General features: G+C 65.4%; 19 protein-coding genes. 5 read left to right on the top strand and 14 right to left on the bottom strand.

The window, feature by feature from the left end; all coding sequences use genetic code 11:
* Positions 1 to 13: 13 nt before the first annotated feature.
* From hrpB to XI06_RS42715, 3 genes are all read left to right on the top strand, one after another.
* The gene (gene hrpB / locus XI06_RS42725; RefSeq protein WP_271608025.1) at positions 14 to 2,488 is read left to right on the top strand and encodes an ATP-dependent helicase HrpB; all 2,475 of its coding nucleotides are present in this window, start codon (positions 14 to 16) and stop codon (positions 2,486 to 2,488) included.
* Between the two features lie 121 nt (positions 2,489 to 2,609).
* Positions 2,610 to 3,122: a TIGR02281 family clan AA aspartic protease gene (locus XI06_RS42720; RefSeq protein WP_237891743.1), complete on the top strand. Its 513-nt coding sequence runs from the start codon at positions 2,610 to 2,612 to the stop codon at positions 3,120 to 3,122.
* 180 nt (positions 3,123 to 3,302) lie between these two features.
* Positions 3,303 to 4,802, top strand: a complete 1,500-nt coding sequence (locus XI06_RS42715) for a phosphomannomutase/phosphoglucomutase (protein ID WP_271608024.1) — start codon at positions 3,303 to 3,305, stop codon at positions 4,800 to 4,802.
* 173 nt (positions 4,803 to 4,975) lie between these two features.
* On the opposite strand, the gene XI06_RS42710 is transcribed toward XI06_RS42715, so the two are convergent.
* The 5 genes from XI06_RS42710 to XI06_RS42690 form a co-directional block, all read right to left on the bottom strand.
* Positions 4,976 to 6,445 (bottom strand): methyl-accepting chemotaxis protein, encoded by a 1,470-nt coding sequence (locus XI06_RS42710; RefSeq protein WP_271608023.1) that lies wholly within the window; start codon positions 6,443 to 6,445, stop codon positions 4,976 to 4,978.
* A gap of 30 nt (positions 6,446 to 6,475) precedes the next feature.
* Positions 6,476 to 6,763 (bottom strand): hypothetical protein, encoded by a 288-nt coding sequence (locus XI06_RS42705; RefSeq protein WP_333909391.1) that lies wholly within the window; start codon positions 6,761 to 6,763, stop codon positions 6,476 to 6,478.
* Positions 6,764 to 6,942: 179 nt separating this feature from the next.
* Positions 6,943 to 7,782: a sterol desaturase family protein gene (locus XI06_RS42700; RefSeq protein WP_271608022.1), complete on the bottom strand. Its 840-nt coding sequence runs from the start codon at positions 7,780 to 7,782 to the stop codon at positions 6,943 to 6,945.
* A gap of 9 nt (positions 7,783 to 7,791) precedes the next feature.
* Positions 7,792 to 8,103: a cysteine rich repeat-containing protein gene (locus tag XI06_RS42695; RefSeq protein ID WP_237859801.1), complete on the bottom strand. Its 312-nt coding sequence runs from the start codon at positions 8,101 to 8,103 to the stop codon at positions 7,792 to 7,794.
* A gap of 77 nt (positions 8,104 to 8,180) precedes the next feature.
* Entirely contained in the window at positions 8,181 to 8,402 is a 222-nt protein-coding gene (locus tag XI06_RS42690) for a hypothetical protein (protein WP_237859799.1), read from the bottom strand.
* Positions 8,403 to 8,584: 182 nt separating this feature from the next.
* On the opposite strand from XI06_RS42690, the gene XI06_RS42685 reads away from it, so the two are divergent.
* On the top strand, positions 8,585 to 9,301 hold the full coding sequence (locus XI06_RS42685) for a response regulator (RefSeq protein ID WP_271608021.1): 717 nt from the start codon (positions 8,585 to 8,587) through the stop codon (positions 9,299 to 9,301).
* Positions 9,301 to 10,650, top strand: a complete 1,350-nt coding sequence (locus XI06_RS42680) for a sensor histidine kinase (protein ID WP_271608020.1) — start codon at positions 9,301 to 9,303, stop codon at positions 10,648 to 10,650. Before XI06_RS42685 ends, XI06_RS42680 begins: the two co-directional genes overlap by 1 nt.
* A 25-nt stretch (positions 10,651 to 10,675) precedes the next feature.
* On the opposite strand, the gene XI06_RS42675 is transcribed toward XI06_RS42680, so the two are convergent.
* The 9 genes from XI06_RS42675 to XI06_RS42635 form a co-directional block, all read right to left on the bottom strand.
* Positions 10,676 to 11,185, bottom strand: a complete 510-nt coding sequence (locus tag XI06_RS42675) for an Lrp/AsnC family transcriptional regulator (RefSeq protein WP_063693182.1) — start codon at positions 11,183 to 11,185, stop codon at positions 10,676 to 10,678.
* Positions 11,186 to 11,282: 97 nt separating this feature from the next.
* On the bottom strand, positions 11,283 to 12,206 hold the full coding sequence (locus XI06_RS42670) for a sugar kinase (protein WP_271608019.1): 924 nt from the start codon (positions 12,204 to 12,206) through the stop codon (positions 11,283 to 11,285).
* Positions 12,207 to 12,214: 8 nt separating this feature from the next.
* The gene (nudC, locus tag XI06_RS42665) at positions 12,215 to 13,153 is read right to left on the bottom strand and encodes an NAD(+) diphosphatase (protein WP_237891748.1); all 939 of its coding nucleotides are present in this window, start codon (positions 13,151 to 13,153) and stop codon (positions 12,215 to 12,217) included.
* An 11-nt stretch (positions 13,154 to 13,164) separates the two neighbouring features.
* A complete protein-coding gene (locus tag XI06_RS42660; protein WP_271608018.1) occupies positions 13,165 to 13,584 on the bottom strand; it encodes an HIT domain-containing protein in 420 nt (139 codons plus the stop codon).
* A gap of 178 nt (positions 13,585 to 13,762) precedes the next feature.
* Positions 13,763 to 14,890, bottom strand: a complete 1,128-nt coding sequence (locus tag XI06_RS42655) for a muconate cycloisomerase family protein (RefSeq protein ID WP_237859788.1) — start codon at positions 14,888 to 14,890, stop codon at positions 13,763 to 13,765.
* The gene (locus tag XI06_RS42650) at positions 14,887 to 15,642 is read right to left on the bottom strand and encodes an SDR family NAD(P)-dependent oxidoreductase (protein ID WP_271608017.1); all 756 of its coding nucleotides are present in this window, start codon (positions 15,640 to 15,642) and stop codon (positions 14,887 to 14,889) included. The genes XI06_RS42655 and XI06_RS42650 overlap by 4 nt, the downstream gene beginning before the upstream one ends.
* On the bottom strand, positions 15,642 to 16,448 hold the full coding sequence (locus XI06_RS42645; RefSeq protein WP_271608016.1) for an amino acid ABC transporter ATP-binding protein: 807 nt from the start codon (positions 16,446 to 16,448) through the stop codon (positions 15,642 to 15,644). Before XI06_RS42645 ends, XI06_RS42650 begins: the two co-directional genes overlap by 1 nt.
* Complete coding sequence (locus XI06_RS42640) at positions 16,445 to 17,107, bottom strand: amino acid ABC transporter permease (RefSeq protein ID WP_129275997.1); 663 nt, start codon at positions 17,105 to 17,107, stop codon at positions 16,445 to 16,447. Before XI06_RS42640 ends, XI06_RS42645 begins: the two co-directional genes overlap by 4 nt.
* 125 nt (positions 17,108 to 17,232) lie before the next feature.
* Positions 17,233 to 18,087, bottom strand: coding sequence for a transporter substrate-binding domain-containing protein (locus XI06_RS42635; protein ID WP_271608015.1), 855 nt, complete (start codon positions 18,085 to 18,087; stop codon positions 17,233 to 17,235).
* Positions 18,088 to 18,173 lie beyond the last annotated feature (86 nt).

The raw sequence follows: 18,173 nt of genomic DNA, 5'->3' as shown, positions 1-18,173 counted from the left end.
GAGTGGATAGGCCTTGCCCCGCACTTTCGATACGCCCCTCCCGATCGATGCCGTGCTCGGCGATTTGTCGCGCACCATGGAGGCGCACAACGCAGCCGTACTGGTGGCGCCGCCCGGGGCCGGCAAGACCACGCGCGTGCCGCTGGCGCTGCTCGATGCGCCCTGGGCCAAGGGCAAGAAGATCATCGTGCTGGAGCCCCGGCGCATCGCGGCACGGGCCAGCGCCGACCGCATGGCCAAGTCGCTCGGCGAGCGCGCGGGTGAGACCGTCGGCTACCGCGTTCGCTTCGGCTCGAAAATCTCCCGTGCAACGCGCATCGAGGTCGTGACCGAAGGCATTTTTACCCGCCAGATCCTCGACGACCCTGAACTGTCAGGCGTTGCCGCCATCCTGTTCGACGAATTCCACGAGCGCTCGCTCGATGCCGATCTCGGCCTTGCGCTGGCGCGCGACGCGCAACTGGGCTTGCGTGAGGATCTGCGGATCCTGGTGATGTCGGCGACGCTCGATGGCGCACGTGTCGCAAGGTTGCTCGGCGAAGCGCCGGTCGTCGAGAGCGAGGGGCGGGCGTTTCCGGTCGAGACCCGCTATCTCGGCCGCAAGGCGGATGCACCGGTCGAGCGGCAAATGGCGGATGCGATTGCCTCGGCGCTCCGTGCCGACAGTGGCTCGGTGCTGGCGTTCCTGCCGGGCGCCGCCGAAATCCGTCGTACGCAGAATTTCCTGGCCGAGCGCGTGCAAGACGCTTCCACCGAGATCGTGCCGCTGTTCGGCGCGCTCGATGCCGCCGTGCAGGATCGCGCCATTTCTCCCGCACCCAGGGGCATGCGCAAGGTCGTGCTCGCGACCTCGATCGCGGAGACCTCGCTCACCATCGAAGGCGTGCGCATCGTCGTCGATTCCGGTCTTGCCCGCGTGCCACGCTACGAGCCCGATATCGGCCTGACGCGGCTCGAGACCGTGCGTGCTTCGCGCGCTGCGGTCGACCAGCGCCGCGGTCGCGCCGGCCGTACCGAGCCTGGCATCTGCTACAGGCTCTGGGACGAACCGCAGACGGCGTCGCTGGCGCCCTATACGCAGCCGGAAATTCTCAGCGCCGATCTCTCCTCGCTGGTGCTCGATCTTGCACAATGGGGCGTCGCCGATCCGGCCGCGCTGTCGTTCCTCGATCCGCCGCCGCAGCCGGCCTTGAAGGAAGCCAAAAGCCTGCTCACCGAGCTCAACGCGCTCGACAGCGACGGCCGCATCACCGCTGAGGGCAAGAGCCTGCGCGCGCTGGCGCTGCCGCCGCGGCTGGCGCGCATGATCGTGGATTCGCATCGCGCGGGGTGCGGCGAGGAAGCGGCCGAGATCGCAGCTGTTATCACCGAGCGCGGGCTCGGCGGCGACAGCGCGGATCTCGAGCTCCGGCGCGACCAGTTCCGCCGCGACCGTTCGCCGCGGGCCGCGAGCGCGCGCGATATGGCGCGACGCTGGGCCTCGCAGGTGGCAGCCTCCGAGAAGCCGGGTCAGCAGGAGGATCTCTCGACCGGCCTGATGCTCGCTTATGCTTTCCCGGACCGTGTCGCGCGCAACCGCGGCAATGGCAGCTTCGTGCTCGCCAACGGTCGTGGCGCCGCAGTGGAGCAAACCTCGTCGCTCGCTCGCGCACCCTACATCGCGATCGGCGAGATGACCGGCACAGCCGCGAGCGGCCGCATCCTGCTCGCCGCGCCAATCGCCGAAGCTGACATCGAGCGGCACTTTGCCGAGCACATCGAGAGCGTCGACGAGATCTCCTTCGACCGCGGCGCGATGGCGCTGCGCGCACGGCGCAAGCGCGTGCTGCATGCGATCACGCTGTCCGAGGCCACGCTTTCGGTGTCGCCTTCGGAAGTTACTGCGCGCATCTTCGCTGACGGACTGATTGCTGTGGGCCTCGACCGGCTGCCCTGGTCGAAGGCCGCCAAGCAATGGCGCGACCGCGTAATGTTTCTGCGCAAGGCCGAGGGCGAGAGCTGGCCTGATCTGTCGGACGATGGGCTGATCGCGCGGCGCGACGATTGGCTGGTGCCGGTGCTCTACGACAAGATCGCGCTGAAGGATATTTCCGCCGGCGATCTCTCCGATGCGCTGATGGCGCTGTTGCCATGGGAGATGCGCGCGCGGCTCGATCGCGAGGCGCCGACCCATTTCGAGGCGCCGACGGGAAGCGTGCTGGCAATTGACTACGAGGCCGAGCAGGGGCCGACCATCGCCGTGCGGCTGCAGGAATTGTTCGGTCTCAACACCCATCCGTCGATCGCCGCCGGCAAGGTGCCCTTGGTGCTTGAGCTGCTGTCGCCGGCGCAGCGCCCGGTGCAGGTGACGCGCGATCTCCCCGGCTTCTGGCGCGGCAGCTACGCCGCCGTCCGCTCCGACCTGCGCGGCCGCTACCCGCGCCATCCCTGGCCGGACGATCCGGCGACCGCACTGCCGACCCGCCGGGCCAAGCCGCGCGGGACGTGAAGCCGTATTATTAACCGTCCGCTCATCCTTTTCGTCAAAATAGCACCGGCGTTGCTGCGACCTCGCTCGCAGCAGGGCGCGTCGCGTGGTGAAATCGCGCGTTCGGCTCGGAAGTGGTGTGATGCGTAACATTATGATCTTCGCGGCCGTGATGATCGGTCTCGGTACATTCATGGCGCAGATGGCGGACAGGATGAGCTCCGCCTCCGCCACGTCGGCGCCGCACACGACGGTCGCAGTTGCGACCGCCGCGCCGGCCGGCAGCCGCAGCCTCAACATCCCCCGCGACATCCGCGGTCATTTCCAGACAGAGGGCCGCATCGACGGCCAGCGCATCGGTTTCATGGTCGACACCGGCGCCTCCGTGGTGGCGCTGAACGAGACCTCGGCCGCCCGCTTCGGATTGCGTCCCTCGCGCAGCGAGTACAACGCCACGGTCACCACCGCGAACGGCACCATCAAGGCCGCGCGCGCCCGCATTGCCATGCTGGATGTCGGCGGCCTCGTCGTGCGCGACGTCGATGCCATGGTGCTGCCGGACGCCGCGCTGTCCGAGAACCTGCTCGGCCTCTCCTTCCTGTCCCGCCTGAAGCGCTTTGAGTACGCCAACGGCCAGATGGTGCTGGAGCAGTAAAAGCGGCCGCATTTCAGCCTCATGATTTCGAAACTGCCCTGAGCGAACCTGCGGCCGGTAACGCTTTTCCGTTACCAAACTGCCGCAATTATCCGCCATAAGCCTTCATTCCCGCCTTCCGCTGCGCCCTGGCATTCGCTAAGGCTGCATCAATCCCGCCATTTTCACGAGACCGCCTCAATGTTCCCCAAGCCGAAATCCGTCTTGTTGCCCAACACCTACGCCTTCGAATCCGAGCCGATGGTGAAGCCCACGGGTTTCCGCGAATACGACGCGCGGTGGTTGTTCCAGAAGGAAATCAACCTGATGGGGATACAGGCGCTCGGCATGGGCCTCGGCGCGCTGATCGCCGAGCTCGGCGTCAAGCAAGAGATCGTCACCGGCCACGATTTCCGCGGCTATTCGGCCTCGATCAAATATGCGCTGATCTCCGGCTTGATGGCGGCGGGCTGCAAGGTCCACGACATCGGCCTTGCGGTGACGCCGATGGCCTATTTCGCGCAATTCGACCTCGACGTGCCCGCTGTCGCCATGGTCACGGCCTCGCATAACGACAATGGCTGGACCGGCGTGAAGATGGGCGCCAACCGTCCGCTGACCTTCGGCCCTGACGAGATGACACGGCTGAAGGAGATCGTGCTGGGCGCCGAGTTCAAGAACAAGGCCGGCGGCTCCTACCAGTTCCACGAGAACTATCCGGCGCGCTACATCGCCGACCTCACCAATCGCCCAAAGCTCAAGCGCAAGCTCAAGGTCGTCGCGGCCTGCGGCAACGGTACGGCTGGTGCGTTCTCGCCCCAGGTGCTGGAGGCGATCGGCTGCGAGGTGATCCCACTCGACACCGAGCTCGACCACACCTTCCCGAAATACAATCCGAATCCTGAGGACATGGAGATGCTGCACGCGATCCGCGACGCGGTGCTGCATCACAAGGCCGATGTCGGTCTCGGCTTCGACGGCGATGGCGACCGCTGCGGCGTCGTCGACAACACCGGCGAGGAGATATTTGCCGACAAGGTCGGCGTGATGCTGGCGCGCGACATGTCGGCGATCCACAAGGACGCGCAGTTCATCGTCGACGTGAAGTCGACCGGTCTGTTCATCACCGATCCCGTCTTGCAGAAGCAGGGCGCCAGGACCGCCTATTGGAAGACCGGCCATTCCTACATGAAGCGCCGCACCAACGAGACCGGTGCGCTCGCGGGCTTCGAGAAGTCCGGCCACTTCTTCTTCAACAAGCCGTATGGCCGCGGCTATGACGACGGCCTCGTTTCGGCGATCGCGATCTGCGACATGCTCGATCGCGCGCCCGGCAAGTCGATGGCCGATCTGAAGAATGCGCTGCCGAAGACCTGGTCGTCGCCGACCATGTCGCCGCATTGTGCCGACGAGGTGAAGTACGGTGTCATCGACCAGGTCGTGAAGCATTTCGAAGGCTTGCAGGCGCAGGGCGCCAAGATCGGCGGCCAGTCGATCCGCGATCTCGTCACCGTCAACGGCGTGCGCGTTACGGTCGAGGACGGCAGCTGGGGCTTGGTGCGTGCTTCGTCAAACAAGCCCGAACTCGTCGTCGTGGTCGAGAGCCCGGTCTCCGAGCAGCGCATGCACGACATGTTCGAGATGGTGAACAGCGTGCTGCGTGACCATCCCGAGGTCGGCGAGTACAATCAGAAGATCTGATCTGGAGATCTGATCTGGCTGCCGCGGTGCACTTACGCCCACCGCATTCATCGCTGTCATCACCCGCGAAAGCGGGTGATCCAGTATTCCAGAGAAGCTAGTGAGATACGGAGACGCCGCGGCGTACTGGAGCGCCCGGTCAAGCCGGGCGGTGACAGCTTCCCCGCGGCGCCCTACGCCGTCCGCAGCGATCCCAGGAAGCCATCCACTTCGGCCTTGAGACGGTCGGACTGCGAGGACAGTCCCGCGGCGGCCTGATGCATCTTCGAGGCGGCGGTACCTGCCTCATCGGACGCCTTGCTGACGCTGGCGATGTTGTCGTTCACTTCACGGGTGCCGGTGGCAGCCTGCTGGAGGCTGCCGGCGATCTCGCGGGTTGCGAGACCCTGCTGATCGACCGCAGTCGAGATCTGGCCGGAGATTTCGTCGATCTCGGCGATGGTCGCGCCGATCGCCTGGATGGCGTTGACGGCGTCGCCCGTGGCGCTCTGGATGGTCTGCACCTGGGCCGAGATTTCCTCGGTGGCCTTGGCGGTCTGGTTTGCCAGCGCCTTCACTTCACTCGCGACCACGGCAAAACCCTTGCCGTGCTCACCGGCGCGGGCAGCCTCGATGGTGGCGTTCAAGGCCAGGAGATTGGTCTGGCTTGCAATGTTCTGGATCAGCGTGACGACCTCGCCGATCTTCTGCGTGCCGCTGGCAAGGCCTTCGACCACCTGATTGGTGCGGCGGGCTTCGTCCGCGGCACGGGCGGCGATCTCGGCGGAGCGTGCGACCTGCTGCGTGATGCTGGTGACCGATGCGGTGAGCTCCTCGGTCGCGGCGGCCACCGTCTCGACATTGCCGGAGGCCCGGTTCGAGGCCGCAGCCGCGGCCGCAGTCTGACGCGCGGTATCGGCGCTGTTGTTGCTCATCGCGGACGACAGCTGCTGCACCTCGCCGGCGGCAATCGCTACCGCCTCGACGATACCGCCGATGCTGCGTTCGAAATTGCTCGCAAGCCGCTGTTTGGCCGCCTCTCGGTCCTGCTCGGCGCGCTGCTCGACCTCATGACGCTCGCTGTTGGCGCGCGCTTCGGCCGCCATCGCCGTCTGGGCCTCGGCAGTCTTCACTGCCGTCGTCTCGAACAGCTCCTGGAGCTTATGCGCGAGCGCGATCAGAACACCGGCCTCGATCAGCAGGATGACCGCATGCAGCACGACGCGACCGAAATCGGAGCCGCCGGTATAGATCGCCGCGGGGAGCAGGAAGTTCAGCGCGATATGATGCAGCGCGACCGCGACCGTCGCCGCGACGATCGGCCGGTAGTCGCAATAGGCGACCGTGCAGGCCAGCGCCGCGAAGAAGTACATGTGCATGTCGATCTGCCAGGGATGTCCCTCGAACTGCCAGGTGAACATCGACACGCCGCTCATGAGAGCAACCGCGAAAACGAGGCGGGTGGAGAGGCCATTGCCGGACACGCGCCAGGACAGGGTCGCGGCGAGTGCGAAGATCGTCATGAAGATTGCAGGGGTGAGCCAGGCCTTGCCGAGCGCAAGCCCTATGGTCATGCTGATCGGCACGTGCAGCCAGAGCATCGCGACGAGAATCTTGCTGGTGGTTTGCCGCAGCGATTCCAGTCCGTCGTTCTCGACAACCATTCATCCTCTCCAGGACTACGTGCCAAATGGCTACCCGCCATCTGGCAATCCACCAAAACATGCTGAGACCGCTTGCGCGTCCATCACGAACCATGCGCCGGCATCATGCAGGCGAGTCAGTCCGTCATGGTCATCCGGGCGGACGACGAGAAGAGTGGGAAGGGCGGTCGCCCTCACGATCGACGCTTGCGCCGATCCCGCAGCCTGAAAGACCTGCTGCGTGCTCCACCAGGGTGGAAACGCAACCGCGACGACCGTCGCGCCCGGACGAACCTGTAAGGTGAGGATGGCCAATGCGATCCAGCCTGCGAGCAGCAATGCAGTCGCATTCGCCCAGGCAGGCCACCGCCGGGACGGAATCGCCGTTCTCCCCTCCATGGCGCGAAGATAGGCGAACGAAACTAACTCTCGGTAAATGCCCGGTTAGGGTCGGTTCCGCTGCACGATTGCCGCCGCTCGCGCGATGGTCGCAGAAATTCAACTCTGGGTGGGCGGTTCTAGCCGCCCGGCGGGCCGAACAGTGCGCGCAGCTTTGCGCCCGCACCGTGCGCCTCCCAGGCATCGGCGAGCATCGTGATCCATTCGCCGAGCGCGATCCGGATCGGGTTGAAGGAGGGCGCACCGCCGACGAGGCCGAAGCGGAGCGGCTGGTCCGTGGGCCGCTCGGCGAAGGTGCCGAACAGGCGGTCGAAGACGATGAGGATGCCGCCATAGTTCTTGTCGAGGCACGCCTCGTTGCAGGCGTGGTGCACGCGATGATGGCTCGGTGTGTTGAGTATCCATTCGAGCGCACCGAGCTTCGGTGCAAAGTCGCTGTGGATGAAGAACTGGTAGAGCAGGTTGATCCCGAGCATCGTCACGATGGCGAAGGGATGGAATCCAATCCAGGCGAGCGGCAGGAAGAAGAGGAAATTGCCCGAAATGTTGCCGGTCCAGCCGAGTCGAATCGCCGCCGTCAGGTTCAGCCGTGTGGTCGAGTGATGCACCGCATGCGTCGCCCACATCCAGCGGATACGGTGCGAGGCCCGGTGCTGCCAATAGTACATAAACTCGCTGCCGACGAACAATCCCGCGAGCGCGAGCGGGCCGGATTGCTCGAAGTCGAACAGGCGGTGCTTGTAGAGGAAGGCGAACGGCACGGCGAGTATTCCCGCCTCAACCGCGCGCAGTACGTTCTGCCCCAGCGCGACGCCGAATGACGCAACGCTTTCGCGCCAATCGTGGGTCTCGCGGTGAGCCAATCGGCCAATGCCGTATTCGAGCAGCATCAGGCCAAGCGCCGTCGCCAGGATCAAGCGACGGAGCGTGGGATCGAGCAGGAGTGATGCCGTACTCATCGTGTCCTCCTATTTCGGGGCGACGCCCGCGGTGATCGCGCGCTCTCGCAGCGATTGCGCGCGTGGCATCACTTGCGCGCAAGCGGCGCTGAGCTGGTCGGCATGAGACTTCAGGCAGGCGAGGATGCGTCCGCCACCCGGCGTGACGCTGCTGCACAGGCGGTCATAGTCGGCGCTACATGCGCGCAGCAACAACATTGCCTCGCTCCGCATATCGGCGGGCACCTGGGTCTGCGCGAAACCGGGCGTGGCCATTGCGACCATCAGTGCAGATATGATTGCGATGCGTGCTGGCGAGATGAGGTGAGAGTAGGTGGACATGTCGTTCTCCTGGGCTTTCGAGGGTGCGAGCCGCCGCCGCGCGGGGCAGGCGCGACGACGGCCCGGCCCGGCCTCGCTCAGCGCGAGATCGTGCCGGTGCGGGTGTAGGTGTTGCCGGCGGGGCCGGTGCGGGTGACGTTGCGGCTGCAGCTTCCATTGGCGCAGCTTCCAGTCGCGGTGACGCTGGAGGTACCGCGCGGACCGGTGCCGGTCGCCGATCGCGTCCAGGCATTGGCGTCCGCAGCGGCCGCAACCGACAGGGTGCCGATGACGAGGGTGGTGAGGAAGAGCTTGGTCATGTTCGTCGTCTCCTTGTGGGGCTGCCGTAAGCGGGAGCCGTGCAGGGGAGACTGAGCGGGCGATGTCTGCGCCGCATTGCCGGGACGAAACGATTGTTATGGCAATGTCGGGCGCGTGTAACACTATGTAACAACGCTGCCCGCGCCCTTGCGCGAGCCGTGATGTCATCCACAATGCGGCGATGAATGCGCATCCAGCCACGATTCTCATGGTGGAGGACGATCCCGAGATCAGCCGTCTCGTCGCCGATTTCATGCGGCGCGAGGGGTTCGAGGTCGCCTGTGTCGGCGACGGCAAGGCGATGGATGCGATGCTTCAGCGGTTGCGGCCTGACATCGTGATCCTCGACCTGATGCTGCCGGGCGAGGACGGGCTTTCGATCTGTCGCCGCTTGCGCGCAGACGATTCCGTCCCGATCCTGATGCTGACCGCCAAGAGCGACGAGATCGATCGCGTGGTCGGCCTGGAGATGGGTGCCGACGATTATCTCGCAAAGCCGTTCGGTCCGCGCGAGTTGCTGGCGCGGGTCCGAGCCATCCTCCGCCGCAGCAATGGCATCATCGCCAAGCCGCTGGTCCGGCGATTTGCGTTCGACCGCTTCGTGATTGATCTCGATGCGCGCAGCGTCGAGGCGATTGAGGCCGAGGCGCTGCAATTGACCAGTGCCGAGTTCGACCTGCTCGGCTGCTTCGTGCAGCGGCCGCGCCGGGTACTGACCCGCGACCAGATCCTCGACTGGACGCGGGGACGTTCGGCCGAGCCGTTCGACCGCACCGTCGACATGCTGATCTCGCGGCTTCGCAGGAAGCTCGACGGTGCCAGCCCCGGCTCCAATCTCATCACGACGGTGCGAAACGGCGGCTATCTGTTCACCGCGACCGTCAGGCAGGTGTCGTGATGCTGCGCGTCACGCTGGCGGCGCGGCTGGCCCTGATCGGCTTGATCGGCTTTAGCGTAGTGGTCACCGTCGTCGTGGCGATCTTCTATCGCACCACCGTTCATGAGAACGAACTGACCCGGCCGACGCCCGAACGCCTCGATGCGCTGGCTTCGCTGCTCGAGCGCACGGCCATTGCTTCGCGGCAGTCCGTGCTGGATGCCGTGTCTTCACCGCAATTCATGGTGCGGGTCATGCCGTCGGCTACACCGGTCGATGGCGAGACGCCGGAGCAGCAGCAAAAGCTGCGCGAGACCTATGCCGCCGGCCTGTCGGGACGCCCGGTCGAGATCGTGTCGCCACCCGACCACCGTGTCGCGCGCATGTTTCCCCGCATCGCGCGGCTGATGGCCAATGCCATCGAATTCCGGATCGGCCTGCACAGCGGCGAGCTCCTGATCATCGATGCCTATACCCGCCTGCCGGTCACCCCGCTCGGCCTGCCCGTCGGTTTCGGCGCGGGCCTGTTCGGCTCGATCGTGGCCCTGCTGGCGCTGCTGGTCATGCAGCGCGAGACGCGGCCATTGGCGCACCTCGCCGCTGCCGTCGATCGCGTCGATCTGTCGGCCGATCCGCCGCCGCTGCCGGATGCGCGCCGCAGCGCGCCCGAAATACGCGCCGTCATTGCCGCGTTCAACCGCTTGCAGGGGCGGCTCGCGGAGATGCTGCGCGCGCGCATGACGCTGGTTGGCGGCATCGCCCATGATGTCAGGACGTTCGCGACCAGGCTGCGGTTGCGCGTCGAGCACATCCCCGATGATGCCGAGCGGCAGCGGGCGGTTGCCAATATCGACGACATGATCCGGCTGCTCGACGACGCGCTGCTGTCGACGCGGGCCGGCGCCGGTGGCCTGTCGCAGGAGATGGTCGAGTTCGTCGCGCTGATCGCCGCCGAAGTGCGCGATCGCCGCGCGCAGGGCGCCCCGGTGGATTTGGTAACGGACGCGCATGCGCGGGATACGATCGTGCTCGGGGATCGACTGGCGCTGCGGCGGATCCTCGCCAACATTATCGACAACGCACTGGCCTACGGTCATGCCGCACAGGTTCGCGCGGCGCTGAAGGACGGCGCCATTGTCGTGTCGATCGACGACGAGGGGCCGGGCATTCCGGCCAATCAGCGGCAGGCGGTGCTGGAGCCGTTCCACCGGCTGGAAAAGTCGCGCAATCGCGCGACCGGCGGCGCCGGCCTTGGCCTTGCCGTGGCGCGCAGCCTCGTCGAGGCGCATGGCGGCACGATCGATATCGCCGCGGCCCCGAGCGGGGGCACGCGGGTCACTGTCGCGCTGCCGACGTTTCAGCCAGCCTAAACGCGCCAAAAATAAGAATTAAGTGTCAGGCCGCCACCACCGCCGGGATCGGCAGCGCCGTCACCGACTTGATCTTCTCCATCGCGAATCGCGAGGTGACGTTCTTGAGCGGCACGGCGCTGATCAGCTTCTTGTAGAAGATGTCATAGGCCTGCATGTCCGCGACCACGACGCGCAGCATGTAATCGACGTCACCGGCCATGCGGTAGAATTCCATCACTTCGGGCATGGCGCTGACGGCTTCGGCGAATTTCTTCAGCCAGGCGTCGGAATGATCGGAGCTCTCAACCGAGACGAATACGGAGATGCCGAGCCCGATCTTGTTCTGGTCGACCAGCGCCACGCGCTTCAGGATCACACCGTCGGCCTCGAGGCGCTGGATGCGCTTCCAGCAGGGGGTCGAGGACAGTCCGACACGGTCGCCGATTTCGGCAACGGACAGTGAGGCGTCCTCCTGGAGGACCATCAGGATCTTGCGATCGATGGCGTCGAGCCGGCGGCTGGTCTCGGGGATCTGGACAGCGACATCAGTCATTTGAAGAACTTTGTTCCAATTTAAGGGCCGATTTCCCTGATATAGAGAAAATCTTTCTATAGCAAGTCCATAATCGTAGCGTGTCCCCGCAATAGGGCTAACGCCTATCCTGCAAAAACGCTTCAACTTCAATACGTTGCGGTGCGGCCATGCCACCACCATGGCGCGTGCATTTCAGCGCCGCAGCGGCCGCGGCGAATCGCAGCGCCTCGCGCACGCTGCCACGCTCGGCGAGGCGAAGCGTGAAGGCGCCATGGAAGACATCGCCGGCGCCGAGCGTGTCCACTGCCTCGACCGGAAAAGCTGGCGTCTCCTCCAGCTGGCCGACCTCGTCCAGCCAGATCGTGCCACGCGGGCCGCGGGTGGCGGCGAGGAAAGCTGGCGTGAGTTTGGCGAGCCGCCTCAGCGCTTCGCTGTCGTCTTCGACGCTGGCGGTCTCCTGCGCCTGCTCGCTGGCAAACAGCAGATGCGAGGCGACCGTAAGCAAGCCGTCCGTCAGCTCCATCGCGCGATCGACGCCGACGACGACGGGAATGCCGCGCCGGCGCGCCTCGGTGCAGAGATCGATGCAGAAGGCGCCGCAGCGGCTCTCGACGAGCACTGCCTGGCAACCCGCGAGCAGTTCGTCGGCATCGGATAGCTTTACGCTCCACAGCGCGGGATCGCGGTAGATCGTCAGCGTTCGTTCGCCAGACGCGTCGATGATGATCGCCGAGACGGGCGTGGTCGCGCCAGGGATGCGCACGATGTGCCCGGTCTCGATCCCCTCGGCAGCCATCCGCTCGAGAATGAAGCCGCTCGACGTCTCCAGCGCATCGCCCATCGGCCCCGCAAACGCGACGCGGCCGCCGAGCCGCGCCATCGCGATCGCGGCGTTGAGCGCGTTGCCGCCGCAGATCTCGGCAAGATGCATCGCGTTCGCCTTGCTGCCGCGCTCCGGCACGGCCTCCACCCGGAAGGTGAGGTCGCGCACGGGAATGCCGATGCACAGGATGCGCGGCGCGATCGCAGAGTGCGCCATCGGCCGCCTCAGATCTTGTCGTGCACCCAGCGACCGAGCAGGTGATGCGCGATCGCAAACGGATGCGGTCCGGCAAGTCCGTCCGGATGCGTCCGTTTCAGCATCAGCGCCGCCTCATCGCGCGTGAACCAGCGTGCGTCCTCCAGCTCGGAATGGTCGACCACGATGTCCTCGTTCAGCGCCCGCGCGCTGCAGCCGATCATCAGCGACGACGGATAGGGCCAGGGCTGCGTCATGTAATACTGCACGTCCGTGCAGCGAATGCCTGACTCCTCCAGGATTTCGCGACGCACCGCATCCTCGATGGTTTCGGCGGCCTCGACGAAGCCGGCGAGGCACGAAAACATGCCCGGCGGAAACTGCTTCTGGCGGCCGAGCAGGCATTTGTCGCCCGAGGCGACGTGCATGATCACGACCGGGTCGGTGCGGGGAAAATGCTCGGCCTTGCACGCCGGGCATTCGCGCTTCCAGCCGCCTTCTTTCATCGCGCTGCGGGTGCCGCAATTGGCGCAATAGCCGTGGCGCTGGTGCCAGCCGACCATCGACTTTGCCATCGCAATCGCCGACAGCTCGTCGGGCGGGATCGCGCCCTGCATCGCCATGCCGCGCAGCTCGGTGACGGTGTAGTCCTCGCGGCCGATGAGTTTCTCGGCAGCGGCCTGTGCCAGGCCCATGCCGAAGATCGCCGCGCCGTCGCGCAAGCCCAGAAAGATCGTGCCCGGGTTGGCGCCGCATTTCAGCGCCTCGTCGATCGACAGCAGCGCACGCGCCTTGTCGCCCTCGCGCTTCACCAGCAGCGAGTCGCGGTAGACGACATAGGCGCGCGACGACGACTTCTGCTCCATCGCGAACAGCTTTTCGTCGTCGCGGCGCAGATGCGCGGCGCGATCGAGGATGTTGGTGACGAAGGCCGGCTGCCCCAGCGGAAACGAGTCAAATGCTGACATTTCTTGTTCTTTCAACCCAACCAGATTTTCTTGCGAAGCGCGCTGATGAAATTCTGTACCTCGGTGGCATCGTGCGCCAGCGGCTTCATCACGCCCCAGACCGGCCGCGGCCAGGCGGCATCGCTGGTGCGGCGTGCGATGATGTGAATGTGAAGCTGCGGCACGAGATTGCCGAGCGCCGCGACATTGAGCTTGTCGCATTTGGTGATCTCCTTCAGCGCGCGCGAGACGCGGGAGACCTCCGTCATCAGCTGTGCCTGCTGTACCTCGTCGAGATCGATGATCTCGACCGCATCGGCGCGTCGCGGCACCAGCAGCAGCCAGGGATAATGCGCGTCCTTGATGACCAGCACCTTCGACAGCGGCAGATCGCCAATGTCGATGGTGTCCTCTTTCAGGCGGGAGTGCAGCGACCAGGCAGGTTCGGGCATGGAGGTTTCCGGATGGCCCGATGGGGTCGGGCGTGCTGGGTCGGACCATACGATAGGGAGTTGGCGAGGGGAAGGATTGGGCTCCGCTCTTGCTGCATACACGCTCGTCGTCCCGGACAAGCGCGCCCAAAGAGCGCGCCGGGACGACGACCGAGTTTGTGCCGTGCCGGTGGCTGCCTTACGCCTCCGCCAGAACCCGCGCGTTGCCTCGAATCGAGGCCTCGCTCACGCGAATCCCGAGACCCGGCCCATCGGGCACGACGACGTGACCTCCGCGGTTGGCCACGCGCTCTTCCAGCACGTCCTCGGTCAACACGTGGTGCGGCATGTAGAATTCGCAGCCGAGCGAGATGCCCGGTGTTGCCGCGATCAGCTGTGTCCCGGCGGCAAGACCAATGCCGCCTTCCCATAGCGTGCCGCCATAGCCGGGCAGGCCGGCGATGTCGGCGATCGCCATGATCGCCTGCGCCTCGAACAGGCCACCGGCCTTCATCAGCTTGATGGAGACGGCATCGGCCGCCTCGCGGCGCGCCACCTCCATCATGTCGCGGCGGTCGAAGCAGCTTTCATCGGCGAGCACGGGCGTTTCCAGCGCCGCGGTAAGCTGCGCCATCACGTCGAGGAATTTGCGCGGCACCGGCTGCTCGATGAAGGTCGGCGCGAATTCCTCGACATCGCGCAGGATCTTGATCGCGCCGAACGGCGCCAGCGCCTGGTTGTAGTCGACGCGCAGATCGACCTTGTCACCAAATTCCTTCCGGATCGCCTCGAGATGACCGAGGTCCTCGCGATGCGGCTTCACGCCGGTCTTGACCTTGTAGATGACATTCCCCTCCGGAACCATCTTTCGCATGCGTTCGAGATCGGCGGCGAAATCCGGATCGGCGATCGAAAAGGAAAGGGGGATGGTATCGCGCACCCGGCCGCCAAGGAGATCGGCGACCGACAGCCCCGACGATTTGCCGACGATGTCGAGCAGTGCCATCTCGATCGCGACTTTTGCTTCGGCATGGCCGACCAGCGCGCGGTCGAGCTCCGCCATCAGCGCGCGGACGCGCCGTACGGGTTTGCCGAGCAGGATCGGCCGCAGATAAATGTCGAGCGCCGAGAACGCCGCTTCAGGCGTTCCCGTAAAGACCTCCCACGGCGCCGCCTCGCCCCAGCCGACCACGCCGTCGCTGGAGGTCAGCTCGATCAACACGCGCTTCACCGTGCCCTTGACGTTGCCGACGCCCTGCAGGCGCGCCATCTTGATCGGGCTTTCGATCAGGAACAGGCGGAGGTGTTGGATGGTTGCTTCGGTCAAGTCAGGCCTCCATTGACGTGCCAGACCTGGCCGGTGACGTAGGATGCTTTCGGGGATGCCAGGAAGGCGACGATCTCGGCGACCTCGTCCGGCCGCCCGCGGCGGCGCATCGGGATCAGCGCTTCCGTTGCGGCAATCTGCTCGGGCGACAGCCGGCTCTCGCTCGGCTTGTCCTTGACGATCAGGCCGGGGGCCACCGCATTGACGGTGATGCCGTCCGTCGCGAGCTCGACTGCGGCGAGCCGCACCAGCGCTTCGAGCGCGGAGCGGCTCGCGGCCGTTGCCGCAAACGGCGCGAATTCAGGCCGGATGGCGTGTGCCACGAAGGACGATACCGCCACGATCCGTGCATCTTGGCCGGCGCGTAACAGAGGAAGTGCGGCTCCGACCATCCGCGTGAACGCGAGCGCCGATTCGTCCATCGCTTGCCGGAAATGGTCCGCGGGCGTGCCGATGGCGCTGCCGCGGCGGGCGTGGCCGCCGACGAGAACCAGTCCATCGAGCCGGCCGAAGGCGGTTTGCGTGGCGGCGATGGCATCGGTCGCGGCTGTTTCCTCGGCAAGATCGCCAAGGCATTTGGCGACCGCGGCGCCCTTTGCTTCGGCTTCCGCTGCGGTGGCATCGAGTCCCGTGGCGTTCGAGCGCGTGTGCAGCAGCAGCGCCGTGCCGGGTGCGGCAAGCAGCTTTGCGGTGGCGCGGCCGATGCCGCTGGCGGCACCGGTGACGAGATAGACGCGAGTGATCTCGGACATCACAGTGTCGCGTTCGCCGGCGGCAGCGCGCCGGTGCGGTGGAAATGGCTGAGGAAGGCGCGCGTCGCGGCTTCGCTGGGATTGTCGATCACCTGCCGCGCTGGGCCTTCCTCGACCACGACACCGTCGCGCATGAAGATGAGGCGGTCGGCGACCTCGCGGGCAAAGGCAATCTCGTGGGTCACGATCACCATGGTCATGCCTTCGGAAGCCAGCTGCTGGATCACGCTTAGCACCTCGCCGACGAGCTCCGGATCGAGCGCCGACGTCGCCTCGTCGAACAGCATCACATCAGGCTCCATCGCAAGCGCGCGCGCGATCGCGACGCGCTGCTTCTGGCCGCCGGACAGCGTTGCCGGATATTGGTCCGCCTTCTCCGCAAGGCCAACTTTGGCAAGCTGCGTGCGAGCGAGCTTTTCGGCCTCGGCCTTGGCCATGCGCCGGACCGTGACGGGCCCCTCCATCACGTTCTGAAGCGTCGTCATGTGCGGGAACAGATTGAAGTGCTGGAATACCATGCCGGTCGTGGCGCGGAATTTTGCGAGCGTCCTCACATCGGGAAGCTTCGAACCGTCGCCGAACGCGAAGCGCGTGTCGCCGACGCGGACGCTGCCGCCGTCGGGCACGACCAGGAGATTGATGCAGCGGAGCAGAGTCGATTTGCCCGAGCCTGATGGCCCGATCAACGCCACGACGCCACCCTTGGCGACGTCGAGACTAATGTTCTTCAGGACTTCGTTGCTGCCAAAGCTTTTGCGAAGGCCACGAACCTCGATTTTCGGAATGGTCTTGGACGTGTCGCTCATTCGCTGACCGCCAGTCGCTTCTCGCCGCGGCGGACGATGATGGTGAGCGGGATCAGGATCGCCGCATAGGCGACCGCAACCGCCGTGTAGGTCTCCAGCGGCCGGTAGCTGTCATGCGCTGCAACCTGGCTTTGATAAACCAGATCCGGCACGGCCAGCACCGAGACCAGCGAGGTGTTCTTGAACTGGATGATCGACTGGTTCATCAGCGCCGGGATCATGCGCTTGATCGCCTGCGGCAGCACGATGCGTCGCATGCTCTGGCCCGGTGTCATGCCGAGCGCGGCGCCGGCTTCCGACTGGCCCTTGTCGATCGAGATGATGCCGCCGCGGATGATCTCCGAATAGAACGAGCCGCCATAGAGCGACAGCGCCAGCGCCGACGCGGTGATCGGCGTCATCTCGACGCCGGCTAGGATCGGCAGTGCGTAGTAGAACCAGATCAGCTGCACCAGGATCGGCGTGCAGCGGAACGCCTCGATGAAGGTGAGGGCGGTGAGGCGTACCGCCTTGAAGCGCGACAGGCTGCCGAACGCCCCGAACAGGCCGAAGACGAGGCCAAGCACCACGATCACCACGGTGAAGCCGACGGTGACGCCAAGCCCGTTGAGAAAGAGCCAGCGATAGCTCCAGAGGATGCCGAAGTCCCACTGATACATGCGTGTTTAACTCGTCGTACGCCTAGTCGCTGGCATTGTCGTTCCGGGGCTCGCGTCGCGAGAACCCGGAACCTCGAGATTCCGGGTTCGATGCTTCGCATCGCCCCGGAATGACGGTGGAAAGCTTACAACGAAACGCCCGGCGGAATGTCCGCCTCGGTCACGCCCACCAGCTCCATGTTGGTGATGATGGCGTTGCGGATGAAGCCGAGGCCCTTGTTGAAGTCGATCCAGGTGTTGACGTAGTCGCGCCAGGTCTTGTCGTTCTCGCGCCGGAAGCCGGCATTCGACGTCGTCGCGAAGATCGGCGTCGGCAGCACGAACTGGCCGAGCGAGGGGTTCTTCTTCAGCACGGTCAGCGACAGCATGGTGATGAGGCACTGCGCGTCGACACGGCCGGTCTGCAGCGCGGCGGTGGCATCGTCGGCGGTCTTCAGGCGCGAGATCTGCGCCTTCGGCGTCAGACGGCTGACGACCTGGTCGTGCGAGGAGCCCTGGTCGACCGCGATCTTGATATCGGGCGAGTTCAGCTCGGCCCAGCTCTTCGGCTTGAAGTCCTTCTTGCAGAGGATGCCGAAGGCGTTGTTGAAAACAGGCACCGAGAAGTCGATCACCAGCGCGCGCTTCGGGGTCGGATTGAGGCCGAAGAAGATGTCGATCTTGTTGGACTGCAGATCGAGCACCGAATTGCCCCAGGTGGTCTCGGTGATCTCGAGCTCCGCCTCCATGTCGTCGGCCAGCCCCTTGGCGATGTCGATGTAGAAGCCCTTCCACTGGCCGCTGGAAAGATCCTTCATGTAATAGGGCCCGCCGCCGCCGACCGCACCGATCCGCATCTTCTTGGTGCGGCGGATGCGGGCAAAGGTCGATTCGTTGGGATCAGCCGCCTGGGCCACGGCCGGAGAGGCCAGCGCGCTCGCGGTCGCCGCGCCGATGGCGCCAAGTCCGACAATCGATGCAACATCACGACGTGTAACCATTGGGATCAATCGCTTTTCTGGTTAGGTGGAGTTCCGGCAGCGTTCTTACCAAGGCGGCCTTGGTAGCGGAAGCACAGCCTATCGGC

The organism is Bradyrhizobium sp. CCBAU 11434, from assembly GCF_028128895.1.
GTDB classification, from domain to species: Bacteria; Pseudomonadota; Alphaproteobacteria; order Rhizobiales; family Xanthobacteraceae; genus Bradyrhizobium; species Bradyrhizobium zhengyangense.
The sequence above is the reverse complement of the archived record's forward strand: the minus strand, read 5'-3'. Positions and strand labels throughout refer to the sequence as shown.